The organism is Streptomyces chromofuscus, assembly GCF_015160875.1.
Lineage (GTDB): Bacteria > Actinomycetota > Actinomycetes > Streptomycetales > Streptomycetaceae > Streptomyces > Streptomyces chromofuscus.
Window position 1 is genome coordinate 2,438,329 of sequence record NZ_CP063374.1, and the last position, 12,634, is coordinate 2,450,962.

Here is a 12,634-nt window from a genome sequence, read left to right on the forward strand (position 1 = left end):
ATGGATCCGACGCTGAAGGATCTGCGGGAGTGGCTGCTGCGGGAACACTCCGGGACGGTCTGTGCCGACCGGCTCCACGTGATCGCCAATGAGCTCGCCGACATGACCGCGCGCGGTCTACCGGGAGCCGTGGTCGAACTCGGCTGCTACAGGGGCGCGATGGCCCTCTGGATCCGTAGCGTGCTCGACTCGCTGGGCGACCGCGACCGCGAGATCCACGTCTACGACTCCTTCCAGGGCATGCCCGCGCCCGACGCCGAGGACTCGGACCATCTGGCGGCGGGCGAGCTCCGGTCTTCCCCGGACGACGTGCACGCCACGCATGCGGCTTGGGGCAGGCCGGCGCCGGTCATCCATCCCGGGTGGTTCGACGAGACCCTTCCCAAGGAGCTGCCCGACGAGATCGCGTTCGCCTACCTGGACGGCGACTTCTACGACTCGACCCTCACCGGACTCACGCACTGTGTCACCCGCCTGGTGCCGACGGGTGTGTTGCTCGTCGACGACTACGCGGACACTGCGGTCAATCCGCGGGCCTGGGACGGGCTCCCGGGGGTGAAGCGCGCCTGCGACGCGTACTTCGGCGCGCCGTCGCCCGTGACCGTCGTCGTCGGCGAGGGTGATCTCGCCTTCGGCCGGTACGAGAAGGCGGAGTCTGTCGGATGAGCGCAGTCCTCGTGGTGCGCGGAGCGGCGGACTCGAGGGCGATCCGCCGCGCGCTGCCCGGCGTTCTTGTGCACGACTTGCTGAACCTGAACTCGCCTATGCCCGCCGACACGGCCGTGCTCGTCCTGCGTTCAGGCGTCCGACTCGGCGAGCGGGAGCTCGACGCGCTCCCCCGCCTGCGGCACGTCGTACGGACCGGCTCCGGCATCGACCACATTGACGTGAGCGCCCTCCGGCACCGTGGCATCGCTCTGCACCGCAACGCCGAGGCCGGCGCGGGCGCCGTGGGCGAGTGGGTCCTCGCCGCTGCCCTCGCCCTGGCCCGGCGGATCCCCCTGGGTCAGCACGCGCTTCGGCTCGGTCGCCACGAGAAGGAGGCGTGCATGGGAGTGTCGCTCGGCACCCTGGCCGCAGGCGTCTGGGGCGCGGGCCCGGTGGGGCTGGCGGCCGGCCAGGCCCTCGCTCCACATGTGGGGCGCACGGCCTACGCCGCATGGCCGTCGAATCCCTCCGGTCTGCGGGAGGTGCCGCAGGCGGCGCTCATGGAGCAGTCACAAATACACGTGGTCGCTCTGCCACTGCGTGCCACGACCCGGCAGTTCATCGGCGAGGAATTCCTGGCACGCGTCGCTCCGCAGCAGCCCCTGCTGATCTGCGCCGGACGGCTGGAGACCCTCGATGTCGCCGCCTGCCTGCGGGCGTTGGCGGACGGTGGGCTCTCAGGTCTCGCCCTGGACCCGGTCGAGCGGGAGCACCTTCCGCTCCTCACCGGCTCCGCGTCGCCGCTCAACCTCTTGGTCTCACCTCACATTGGCGCCCAACGGACGGACGTGCGCGGCGCGCTGGACCGATGGGCCGTCGATCTCCTCAGGGAGATCACCGCCGACGACAAGATCCTGGTCGAAGGAGGCCGCCGGTGAACCCATCAGCACAGCTGCGCCGGGAGATCGCTGACAGAGTCGCCCGGGAGTTGCTCGTCTCGCGTCTGGCTCGTGAGGTCTGGCTGGAGGGAGCGCTCGCCTGCGGCTTCGCCCACGCGGCGAGCGACGTCGACCTGCGCGGCATCGTGGACGGCGTCCTTCCGGCGTGGGAGTCGCGCATCGTGGACGGCGTCCGTATCGACCTCCAGGCGGCGGCGCCGCAGCAGGCGGAGGAACTCCGTCACCTGCTCCGCTCCTTCGACGTCCGCCGCGACGACCTCGGATCGTTCCGCCGGGTACGCGCCTCGATGCACGACCTCATGTGTCTGCGCACCGCTCTCTCGTACGGCTCCGGACGCTGGGATCCGGTGCTCGATCCCGGGGAGCGCCGGGGCTACCGACGCTGGGCGGTCGCCGACCAGGCCGAGGTCGCGGCGAGTCTCGCCGAGGACCTGACCGGCCTCGTCGAGGACGGCCTGGCCGAACCCGCCGACGTCGTGTGCCGGAAGCTGGAGATCTGCCTCACCGCGCTCGAGTGCGCGGCGGCCGGCCATCCGGTCCTGGGCGACAAGTGGCTGCCGCTGCTTGCCGGCGCGCCGTTCGGTCCGCCGATCCACCCGGCCCGCGCGGAGACGTGGGAGTGGTTCCGTCCGGTTCAGCGACGCGTGGCCAGAGCGCTCCTGGACTGCTGGCCCGTCGACGACCCGCTGCAGAAGCCTCCCAACCTGACTGCCCCCAACGCCGGCTGGTTGCCCCAGCGGTACGCCGACGGGTGGTTCCTTCGCCGCGGCGACGTCCACATCCCCATCACCGGCGGACAGCTTCTCGGGTGGCTGTCCACGGTCTCCACCGATGGCGCGTAGACCGCGCCCCTCCTCCTCGGGAGGTCTCTGATGCCCGTCACCCCCCGCACTGCCCCCATCGACCTGGAGAATCTCTACGCCTCGCTGTCAAGCACCGGGCCGGACACGGCCGTCTCCGTCATCCTCAAGCTCCGCGGGGAGACCTGCGACATCGACTGCCTGTACTGCTTCGAGAAGCGCAAGGAGTCACCGGGCGGCGCCCGGATCAGCGCCGCACAGGTCCACCGCCTCGGCTCGATCTTCTCCGGGCGTCCGCTCAGCGTCGAACTCCACGGCGGGGAGCCCCTGACCGCCGACCGGGAACGGATCGCGGAGATCCTCGACGCGCTCGCCGCACAGCCGAACGTCATCCGCGTGAGCCTCCAGACCAACGGCCTCCAGCTCGACGACGCCTGGCTGGACCTGTTCGAACGGCACTGCCCGGAGCTGGAGATCGGCATCTCCCTGGACGGCGACGCGCTCGGGAACTCGTGGCGTGTCGGCTACGACGGCCGCCCCACGTACCCCCGAGTGGTCGAAGCGCTGGAACTCCTCGGCCGCCGGGAACGCCGCGTCGGCATCATCTGCGCCGTCACCCCGTACGTCCTCGGCCGGGCCTCCGAGGTCATGGAGCACCTCGCCTCCTTCCCCGCCGTGACGACGGTCAGCCTGGTGCCGTGCTTCGACGCGGCGGTCACCCGGTCGACCACGGTGGCCGGATCCCGTACGCCGACCAGCCGGGCACTCCAGCGACGGGCCATCGGCCCCACCGGCCCGGCCTGGGCCGTCACGCCGCGTCAGTACGCCGATTTCGTGCTGGAGGCCGCCCACCACTGGGTCGTCGACGGCGTGTTCCGCCACGTCAAGCTGGAGCCCGTCGTCTCCGTCATCCGCCGCCTGAGGGGCCTACAAACCCGTTCGTGCCACTTCTCCGACTTGAAGTGCGACCACGTCCTCACCCTCTATCCCGATGACCGCCTCGGAAGCTGCGACGAGCTGCCCTGGCCGCAGGCCGGACTGGCCGCGCTCGGCGACATACGCGCTGAGGCGGATGTGGCCGGCGCCCAGGGCGGCTCTCCCCTGCTTCAGCAGGCACGCTCCCTGGTCACGAAGTGCACGACCTGCGACTACCGCGACACCTGTGGCGGGGGCTGCCCGGCGGTCCGCCTCCGCTTCGCCGCCGCAGGAGACGAAGACGCGTACTGCGACCACCGCATGCGTCTGATCGACGGCGTCGCAGCCCTGCTCGCCCAGCCGGATCTCCCGCCCGGTGCCTCCTGTTCCCGAGTGCGCTGGCGTCCCGTCCACCCCAACGACATGCACCACATCGCCGCCTTCCTGGCCCGCTGGGACGACCCCACCGTGCCCCGCACGCCCGCGCGTCTCCAGGTCAGCGCCAACGGGAACATCAACACGGCCGGCCTCCCCGGCGTCCACGAGGCAGACGATCTCGACCCCCACCACCCCCAGTGGTACGAGGGCATCGAGCCCGGCATCCGCCCGATTGTCGACGCGCTCACCGCGGGGTGGAACGCCGTCACCTACGACAGCTGCCAGGGCCACGCCTACGCCGACCTCCCCGGAGCCGAGCCCCGGTTCCTCTCGGTCGGCATCCTGCCGCGCGACCGCGCCGAGTACGCGCGTACAGCGGTACGCCTGTGCCGTGCCGCCAGCCGAGCCGAGTCCGCCCTGCCCGGGGCGTGTTCGCTGGTTATCGGTCGCAGCGAGCTCACGTGCCGTACCACCGGCCGGGTGTATCCGACGCTCGACCTCCATCTCGTACCCGCTGCCGACACCACACCTGCCGAGTGCTTCGAGCACCTCGCCCAAGCCGCGCACGTACTCACGGATGCCCTGGCCGAGGTCGCCTCTGCCCCGCCGTCCAACTTCTGCGCCTGCGCGACCGAAGCCCACTCCAGCGGTGGAGGCGAGCAGTGATCCACATCGCCGAGACGCTGTCCATCCGCACCGTGGAGGGTTTCCTCGAACCGGACGAGACCGAGCGACTCAGCCTCATCATGGACGACGCTCTCGGCTCACCCGGACGCAACCGATACGGCACGGACCGCCGCACCACCATCCACGAGATCCCCGGTCGCTCCCCCGCCGAGGCGCAGGACGTCTACGAGCCGGCCGGCCGGATCGAGATGACCGACATCCCGTACGAGGCGACCGCCCTCCTCGACCAGGCCCTGAAGCTCCACATGGCCGCCATCACGCGCACGCTGCCGTCGGTCACCGGCCACCGGCCGTGGATCTACCTCGAGTACAGCGCTGGCCAGTACATCACTCCGCATGCGGACGGCATCGCTCCCAATCCGCTTGACCGTCCCCGCCAGATCGCCGCCGCGACGGTCACACTCACGGACTTTCACGACACCGGCGGCGCGTTCTACGTGGAGACCACGGGCAGCGACGCCATCTGGACCGCCGACCAGGCGCCGACCGGGTCGGGTTACGCCCCGGGGATGCGCTTCGCGCACGACGGGTCGGACATGTCCTCCCCCTGGTTCCGCTGCATGCCGCGCACTCGATGGAGTGTCGCCCCCTCTCCGGGAACCCTCGTGGCCTTCGGCAGCCAACTCGTCCACGGCACCGAACCGGTCCGCGCCGACCGCGTCCGCAAGTTCCTGACGCTATTCGTCTCCGAGTAAGGAGCCATGCAGCCATGACCGGCCCCCGCGGCCCGCCCGCATCCGCCAATCACCTCAGCCCACGGCCCCGACCAGAGGAGAGAGCGAGCAGTGGCAGAAGACAAGACGTTCGACGAGTTCCTGGAGGCGGTCGCGTCCCTGCGTGACAGCGACCCCGTGCGCACCACCGCGCACACCTCCAACGCGGCCACCGAGACCTGGCTGGCCACCGCGGTGCAGCCCGAAGCCGCCGAGCCCGCCATCGAGTCCTGACCGCCACGGGGCCGGGCCCGGTCCGGCCCCGTTCCACCCCCGGAGCCCCAGATGAGCGCCCCCTCCCCGGAAGCCCTGGTCACCCTCGACGGCATCGCAGACCACCAACACCTCCAAACCAGCCGAATCGCCTCCGTACTCGGCAACCGCCTCGGCCCGTCCGCCCTCGACTACGCCGTCGCCCACCACCTGCTCGAAGGCGCCGAACACGCTGCGCGCGCCCGGGACGCGGACCTCCTGGCCTGGTACCGCCATACGACAGTGCGAGACCTGACCCACCTGTCTGCCGGCCCTCATGTCGTGCTCAACCCACGCCCCGAGGACCTGCTCCGCTCTGGGATCTCCGAAACCGCGTACTACCTCGTCGGCCCCGGCACCACCCCTGCTCCACCCGAGGTCGACGGCCTCGTTCGTGGCGCCCTCGCCTCCGCGGCCGAGCACGGCTACGGCACCCTGCTCACCCAGCACGCCCCCGTCATCTGCCTGCTCAACCGCCGCCGGCTCGACGAGACCCTCCACAGCTGGGCCCTCACCCGCCTCCCGGGCACCGTCTTCAGCGACTACACCGCGCACCCCGAGGTCCTGGCCCGCGACCTGATCCACGAGGCCGCTCACAACTGGTTCAACGACGCCCTGACCGCGTACGACGTGAGCCTCCCCGCCGACGTCACCTTCTTCTCCCCCTGGCGGGGAACTCCTCGCCCCGTCTACGGCTTCCTGCACGCGTGCTGGGCCTTCTCCCACACCATGCTGTACGCGCGGCAGGCCCGCCGCAGCGCCACGGGTGCTGTGGTCCCCTTCCTGGACGCGCATCTGCGTCAGCAGGCGGGCCAGTTCGCCTCCGCAGTCGATTCACTGGCCGAGGCGCTCTCCTATGTCTCCGCTGACGCGCTCCGCGATCGCGTCAGCCGGGCCGTAGGAGAGGCCGTCCAATCGGCGTAACCCGAGGCTGTCCGAGCACTCCCACCCCCGACGGCGCGCGGCCAAAACAAGGCTGCGACCGGTTCCGCGCCCGACCCCCTCCAGGGACTTTTCAGGGACTTTCAGTCCTGTCTGAGGGACTTCCGAGGGACTTTCCGCCGCCTAACGCGGCAAGCCCCCGAAAAACCGGAAAGGGCCTCCAACGCAGGTCAGAGGCCCTTTCCCAGGCAAAGCCGCAGGTAGCGGCAGACGAGCCGGGCTGTACGCCGGGTTCTGTTCCAAGGGGTTCTCGCGAACCCCCTGGCGACGGCCATCCATCTAGGACCGGTGTTGCCACCGGCCTCGTGCGGTCTACCCGCGGACTCGGGCGGGCAGCCCTCGAACGTCCGCGCAGAAACACCGGGGTGTTTCCTTTTGACCTTGCTCCGGGTGGGGTTTACCCAGCTGCCCAGGTCACCCTGGGCACTGGTGGTCTCTTACACCACCGTTTCACCCTTACCGAGGTCCGTACGGATACGGTCCCCGGCGGTCTGTTTTCTGTGGCACTGTCCCGCGGGTCACCCCGGGTGGCCGTTAGCCACCACCCTGCCCTGTGGAGCCCGGACGTTCCTCGGGGAGATCCACAAGAATCTCCACGCGGCCGTCCGCCCGGCTCGTCTGCCGTGACGGCCATGCTACCCGGCGGACGCCGGCCTTCGGAGCCGCGGCCGTGGCCAGCACCGAGCCCGCCAGGATGAGGGCGAAGGCGACGCCGATGCCGAGGGTCAGCTCCTCGTCCAGGAGGAGGGCGCCCGCGGCGACGGCGACCGCCGGGTTGACGTACGTGATGACGCCGGCCCGGGCCGGTCCGACCTCCTTGATCAGCTCCAGGAAGGCCACGAACGCGATCGCGGTGCAGACGACGCCGAGGCCGGCGAGGGCGGCCAGGACCTCGCCCGAGGGCACGGCGGCGGGCCGGGTCAGGAAGGCGGCGGGGGCGTAGACGACGGCGGCCAGGGTGAGGCAGGGGGTGATGAGCTGGAGGGTCGGGACGTCCTTGAGGTGCCGGGCGGCTATCAGCGGCGCGGTGGCGTAGCCGACGACCGTGACCAGCACCTCGGCCAGGGAGCGGGCGTCGCCGCCGGTGAGGTGCGGCAGGGTGAGGACGGTGACGCCCGCGAGTCCGAGGGCGAGTCCGGTGACGCGGCGGGCGCCCACGCGTTCCTCGGCGCCGAAGAAGCGGGCCAGGAGGAGGGCGACGATGGGCACGCCCGCGATGAGCAGTCCGGCGGTGGAGCTGGAGAGGTGCCGCTCGGCGTCGGTCAGGGTCCACCAGGGGCCGACGATCTCGATGAGGGCGAAGGCCAGCATCGGCCTCCAGTGCGCCCGGACCGTGCGGGCGAGGCCGCCCTGGCGGAGCGCGAAGGGCAGCAGGAGGGCCGCGCCGAGCGCGCACCGCGTGAACACCACGACGGACGGGGACAGCTCGTCCACCGCCACTTTGATCATCAGATAGGGAATGCCCCAGACGACTCCCATCAGGGAGAACAGGGCCCAGCCACGTGCAGTCATGGCAGCAGTGTCGGCGTCGCCCTCACCTGCGGTCTTGAACGCTGTTGCGGTACGCCGCCGGGGTCACCCCCAGCACCCGCCGGAACCAGCGCGTCAGATGCGCCTGGTCGGCGAACCCGACGAGCGCGGCCACCTCGGCGGGCCGCAGCCCGCACTCCAGCAGGCCGCGCGCCCGGTGGACGCGGTGCTGGGCGAGCCAGGCGTACGGCGGCACCCCCATCGTCGTACGGAAGGCGCGCAGCAGCTGGTACCGGGACAGGCCCGCCTCGGCGGCGAGGTCGGCGAGGGAGGGCGGGGCGGTCAGCTCGTCGGCGAGCCGGTCGCGTACGGCGCGCACGATGCCGTCGGCGCCGGGCACGGTGTCGCCGGCGGCGCGGGCCGTGGAGTGGCGGCGGGCGAGAGCGGTGAGCAGCCACGGCACCCGGGACTCGGCCTCCAGCGGGTCGGGGCAGGTGCTCAGCTCGGTGTGGGCGCGCAGCAGGGCGGAGGCCAGTTCGGGGTCGTCGAGGACGGCCTCGCGGAAGTGCCGTGCGCCGGTGCCTCGAGTGCCGTCGGCGAGGAGGGCGGGCGCCGCGTACAGGGCGCGGTAGGAGTAGCCCTCCTCGGGGCGGGCGGGGCCGCCGGTGTGCATCTCGCCGGGTTCCAGGACGACGATCGAGCCCGGCCCCGAGTGGATGCGGCCGCCCCGGTAGTCGATGAACTCCAGCCCGCCGACGGTCACCCCGATGGTGAACTCGTCGTGCGTGTGCGGCGCGTAGACGTGCCGGTCGAAGCGGGCGGTCAGCAGATCCACGGCCGGCCCGCACCGCCCGAGCCGCGCCCGCGCCCACCGGGCGTCCTCGCGTCCGTTCACCTCGTCCCTCCCCCCGGGACAGGGGATCAGAGGAAGTCGCTCGTGTCCAGGTCGAATCCGAAGGGCTCGGGGAGGGGGAGCGGCTTGCCGAAGGGGACGGTGCAGCGCTGACTGTAGTCGTCCTGCCTCGGGTCGCCGAGGAGCGTGACCTCGGCGGTGTCGCGGTCGACGAGCAGGTGGAACGGGATGCCGGCGCGGGCGTAGCAACGGCGTTTGACCTCACGGTCGGCCTTGGGCTTGGTGGAGGTCACCTCCAGCACCATGGTGACGCCGTCGCAGGGCATCCAGGAGTGGGCGCCCCCGAACAAGTCGGCCTCGACGGCTGCGAACGTGGCATCCGGGATCACGTGGTCCGTCGGCCAGGCCTCCGCCCTCTTCAGCCTCAGCCCCTTGTTCCCGGAGAAGTCCATCTCCGTCTTGGATCGCTTGATCACTTGCCTCACGATCCGGCTGATGTACTTCTCGTGATCCCCGTCCGGCGGCGGTGTCACAACGATCTCCCCCTCGACGAGCTCCGCCCGGAAGCCCTCCGGTGTGTCCAGGGCGAGGAACCACTCCAGCAGGACCTCTTCCTGCGTGAGCGGCTCATGGGCCATGGCAGTCATGTCACGCCCCTCCTTCGGTCGCTCGCCAGACTGGGACATCGGCTGATCACCTGTCCGAGAGATCGGGAACCGTTCCCTCGAGCGTGGCACACCCCCGCACACCCCGTCAGCACACGGCTCGCTTGATCCTGCCGCGACCTGAAGGCATGCGGATCGGAGACCTCGCCGCCGCCGACGTCACCACGCGGACCGTGCGGCACTACCACCACCTGGGCCTGCTGCCCGAGCCACGTGACCTTCCTCGGCCGGCGGCGTGAGGTGAGCGTCGTGCGCGTGTACGCCGACCGTGTCGACGCCCTCGTGGAGGCGGCCGGGCGGGCACGCGGCGCACCGTTGCCCGGGAGCTGAGACGGGCGCGGAACGGGCCGCGCGGCGACACGCCGTACCCTGGCGCGGAGGTCTAGAGAAGGAGTATCCGTGCTGGTCCTGCTGCCGCCCTCGGAGGGGAAGGCGTCCTCCGGCCGGGGCGCACCGCTGAAGCTGGAGTCGCTCGCGCTGCCGGAGCTGAACGGGGCCCGGGAGGCCGTCCTCGGCGAGTTGGTCGAGCTGTGCGCCGGCGACGAGGACAAGGCACGCGAGGTGCTGGGGCTGAGCGCGGGCCTGCGCGGCGAGGTCGCCAAGAACAGCGCACTGCGCACCGCGGGGGCGCGGCCCGCCGGGGAGGTCTACACGGGTGTGCTGTACGACGCCCTGGACCTGGCCTCGCTGGACGCGGCGGCCAAGCGGCGCGCCGCGCGGTCCCTGCTGGTGTTCTCGGGGTTGTGGGGCGCGGTGCGGGTGACGGACCGGATCCCGTCGTACCGCTGCTCGATGGGTGTTCGGCTGCCTGGGCTGGGGGCGCTGGGCGCGCACTGGCGTACGGCGATGGACTCGGTGCTGCCCGAGGCGGCCGGGGGCGGGCTGGTGCTGGACCTGCGGTCCTCGGCGTACGCGGCGGCGTGGAAGCCGAGGGGCGAGGTCGCGGGGCGGACGGCGACCGTGCGGGTGCTGCACGCGCCGACGCGGAAGGTGGTCAGCCACTTCAACAAGGCGACGAAGGGGCGGATCGTGCGGGGTCTGCTCGCGGCGGGGGCGGCGCCGAAGGGGCCGGCGGAGCTGGTCGAGGTGCTGCGGGAGCTCGGGTACGTGGTGGAGGCCGAGGCGCCCTCGGGGGCGGGGCGGGCCTGGTCGCTGGACGTGCTGGTGGACGAGGTCCACTGACGCCCAGGCCGCCGGACCGGTACGGACAGGCATCCGGTAATTGCAGCATGCGCAACGCTCTTTGCGCATGCTGCACCCCACGGGCACGATGAGGCGCATGACCGACTCCGTGCTCGATCTCGCTCCCGTCGTCCCCGTGGTCGTCGTCCCGGACGCCGCCGACGCCGTCCCGCTCGCACGGGCGCTGGTCGCCGGGGGGCTGCCGGCGATCGAGGTGACCCTGCGGACGCCGGCCGCGCTCGACGCGATCCGGGCGATCCGCGCGGCGGTGCCGGACGCCGCGGTCGGGGCCGGGACGGTGATCACGCCCGGGCAGGTCGACGACGCCGTGGCGGCGGGGGCGCGTTTCCTGGTGAGCCCGGGCTGGACGGACGTCCTGCTGGCGGCGATGCGGCGGTCCGGGGTGCCGTACCTGCCGGGGGTGTCGACGACGTCCGAGGTGGTGGCGCTGCTGGAGCGCGGGGTACGGGAGATGAAGTTCTTCCCGGCGGCCGCCGCGGGAGGTACGGCGTACCTGAAGTCGCTCGCCGGGCCGCTGCCGCAGGCGCGGTTCTGCCCGACGGGCGGGATCGGGCTCCTGTCGGCGCCGGAGTATCTTGCGCTGCCCAACGTCGGCTGTGTCGGCGGGAGTTGGATGGTCCCGGCGGACGCGGTGGCGGCGCGCGACTGGGGGCGGATCGAGGGGCTGGCGCGAGAGGCGGCCGCGCTCAGCGCAGGTGCGAGGTGTCGTTGAGGAGGCGGACGCTGGCGTTGCCGTCGGCGTAGTACGCCACGACCGACAGGGAGGCCGCCGAGAGTTCCATGCGGAACAGGGACTCGGGCGGGGCGCCGAGGGCGAGGCGTACCAGGGTCTTGATCGGCGTGACGTGCGTGACGAGCAGGACCGTGCGGCCGGTGTACGCCGCGACCAGCTTGTCGCGGGTGGCGGCGATCCGGGTCGCGGTGGCCGCGAAGCTCTCGCCGCCGCCGGTGGGTTCGGCGTCCGGCGAGGCCAGCCAGGCGCTGAGGTCGTCGGGGTGGCGTTCGTGCACCTCGGCGAAGGTGAGGCCCTCCCAGGCGCCGAAGTCGGTCTCGCGCAGCCCGTCGTCGATGCCGACCTCCAGCCCGAGGCGGGCGGCGACGACGCCGGCGGTCTCACGGGCGCGCGCGAGCGGGGAGGCGACGACGGCCTGGATCGTGCCGCGCCGCGCCAGCGCCTCGGCCACCCGGGCGGCCTGCTCCCGGCCGATGCCGGAGAGGGAGGGGTCGCTGCCGCCGCTGCCCGAGAAACGCTTCTCCGGCGTCAGGGGCGTCTCGCCGTGCCGCAGCAGCACGAAGGTCGCGGGCGCGCCGAGGTCCGGGGCCCCCCACCCGACACGAGGGGTGGCCACATTGCGCGCTGCGTTCGCATCGCTGCCGACCGGGGCCGAGGAGGCACCACGCGCGGCAACGGACTCGTCAACACCGGAGACCGAGGACCCCGAACCGACGGCCCCGCCGGCACCCGAGACCGAGGACCCCGAACCGACGGCCCCGCCAGCGCCCGAGACCGAGGACCCCGAACCGACGGCCCCGCTCACCGACGACCGCCCGGCCGCCCCACCAGCCCCGCCCGCCGACGACCGCACCGCCGCGTCGGAGGACCCGCCCGCAGACGACCGTCCCGCGAGGGCCGCGCGGGCCTTCGCCGCGCCCGCCGTCGCGTCGCCGGGCGGCCCCCCGGGCTCGGGAAGGGACGGGGTGGCGGCCGGCGGGGAGGGCGTCCACGGCTCGCCGCGCGTGCCCGCGTCCATCGCCTCGTTGGCCAGGCGGTCCGCCCGCCGGTTCCGCTCGCGCGGGATCCACTCGTACGTCACCCGCTCCGCCGGGAAGACGCGCCCCGCCTCCATGGCCAGCGGCTTCATGTCGGGGTGCTTGATCTTCCAGCGGCCGGACATCTGTTCCACGACCAGCTTGGAGTCCATCCGGACACGCACGGACGCGGCCGGGTCGAGGGCGTGGGCCGCGCGCAGCCCGGCCACCAGGCCCCGGTACTCGGCGACGTTGTTCGTGACGACGCCCAGGTACTCGGCCGTCTCCGCCAGCGTCTCGCCGGTCGCCGCGTCGATCACCACGGCGCCGTAGCCCGCGGGCCCCGGGTTGCCCCGGGAACCGCCGTCGGCCTCGACGATGAACTCCCGCACCACAACGG

12 protein-coding genes, 1 other RNA gene and 2 pseudogenes are annotated in these 12,634 nt (G+C 72.3%); 10 read left to right on the plus strand and 5 right to left on the minus strand.

Features of this window, described 5'->3' with window-relative positions; translation table 11 throughout:
* The 7 genes from IPT68_RS10960 (at nt 1) to IPT68_RS10990 (ending at nt 6,276) form a co-directional block, all read left to right on the plus strand.
* Nucleotides 1–666, plus strand: coding sequence for a TylF/MycF/NovP-related O-methyltransferase (locus IPT68_RS10960; RefSeq protein WP_189696838.1), 666 nt, complete (start codon nt 1–3; stop codon nt 664–666).
* Nucleotides 663–1,586, plus strand: coding sequence for an NAD(P)-dependent oxidoreductase (locus IPT68_RS10965; RefSeq protein WP_189696837.1), 924 nt, complete (start codon nt 663–665; stop codon nt 1,584–1,586). Before IPT68_RS10960 ends, IPT68_RS10965 begins: the two co-directional genes overlap by 4 nt.
* Nucleotides 1,583–2,449 (plus strand): hypothetical protein, encoded by an 867-nt coding sequence (locus IPT68_RS10970; protein WP_189696836.1) that lies wholly within the window; start codon nt 1,583–1,585, stop codon nt 2,447–2,449. The genes IPT68_RS10965 and IPT68_RS10970 overlap by 4 nt, the downstream gene beginning before the upstream one ends.
* A gap of 30 nt (nt 2,450–2,479) precedes the next feature.
* Entirely contained in the window at nt 2,480–4,366 is a 1,887-nt protein-coding gene (locus tag IPT68_RS10975) for a radical SAM/SPASM domain-containing protein (protein WP_189696835.1), read from the plus strand.
* Nucleotides 4,363–5,082 (plus strand): 2OG-Fe(II) oxygenase, encoded by a 720-nt coding sequence (locus IPT68_RS10980; protein WP_189696834.1) that lies wholly within the window; start codon nt 4,363–4,365, stop codon nt 5,080–5,082. Before IPT68_RS10975 ends, IPT68_RS10980 begins: the two co-directional genes overlap by 4 nt.
* A 90-nt stretch (nt 5,083–5,172) precedes the next feature.
* A complete protein-coding gene (locus IPT68_RS10985) occupies nt 5,173–5,334 on the plus strand; it encodes a hypothetical protein (RefSeq protein WP_189696833.1) in 162 nt (53 codons plus the stop codon).
* A 51-nt stretch (nt 5,335–5,385) separates the two neighbouring features.
* Nucleotides 5,386–6,276, plus strand: coding sequence for an aKG-HExxH-type peptide beta-hydroxylase (locus tag IPT68_RS10990; RefSeq protein ID WP_189696832.1), 891 nt, complete (start codon nt 5,386–5,388; stop codon nt 6,274–6,276).
* 225 nt (nt 6,277–6,501) lie between these two features.
* Here the strand turns inward: IPT68_RS10990 and rnpB are convergent.
* The 4 genes and pseudogenes from rnpB to IPT68_RS11010 all read right to left on the minus strand — a co-directional run bounded on the left by rnpB (nt 6,502) and on the right by IPT68_RS11010 (nt 9,264).
* Nucleotides 6,502–6,911: RNase P RNA component class A (rnpB, locus tag IPT68_RS10995), an RNA gene on the minus strand.
* Nucleotides 6,912–7,026: 115 nt separating this feature from the next.
* Nucleotides 7,027–7,806: pseudogene (locus IPT68_RS34970) on the minus strand (DMT family transporter); the annotation flags it as partial.
* 22 nt (nt 7,807–7,828) lie between these two features.
* Nucleotides 7,829–8,659, minus strand: a complete 831-nt coding sequence (locus IPT68_RS11005; RefSeq protein WP_189696830.1) for an AraC family transcriptional regulator — start codon at nt 8,657–8,659, stop codon at nt 7,829–7,831.
* A gap of 26 nt (nt 8,660–8,685) precedes the next feature.
* Nucleotides 8,686–9,264, minus strand: coding sequence for a Uma2 family endonuclease (locus IPT68_RS11010; RefSeq protein ID WP_189696829.1), 579 nt, complete (start codon nt 9,262–9,264; stop codon nt 8,686–8,688).
* 146 nt (nt 9,265–9,410) lie between these two features.
* On the opposite strand from IPT68_RS11010, the pseudogene IPT68_RS11015 reads away from it, so the two are divergent.
* From IPT68_RS11015 to eda, 3 genes and pseudogenes are all read left to right on the plus strand, one after another.
* Nucleotides 9,411–9,494, plus strand: a pseudogene (locus tag IPT68_RS11015) (MerR family transcriptional regulator); the annotation flags it as partial.
* 187 nt (nt 9,495–9,681) lie between these two features.
* Nucleotides 9,682–10,464, plus strand: coding sequence for a peroxide stress protein YaaA (yaaA, locus tag IPT68_RS11020; RefSeq protein WP_189696828.1), 783 nt, complete (start codon nt 9,682–9,684; stop codon nt 10,462–10,464).
* 97 nt (nt 10,465–10,561) lie between these two features.
* On the plus strand, nt 10,562–11,197 hold the full coding sequence (eda, locus tag IPT68_RS11025; RefSeq protein WP_189696827.1) for a bifunctional 4-hydroxy-2-oxoglutarate aldolase/2-dehydro-3-deoxy-phosphogluconate aldolase: 636 nt from the start codon (nt 10,562–10,564) through the stop codon (nt 11,195–11,197).
* Here the strand turns inward: eda and IPT68_RS11030 are convergent.
* Complete coding sequence (locus IPT68_RS11030; RefSeq protein WP_189696826.1) at nt 11,172–12,626, minus strand: bifunctional RNase H/acid phosphatase; 1,455 nt, start codon at nt 12,624–12,626, stop codon at nt 11,172–11,174. The two genes, eda and IPT68_RS11030, sit on opposite strands and share 26 nt — an antisense overlap.
* Between the last annotated feature and the right edge of the window lie 8 nt (nt 12,627–12,634).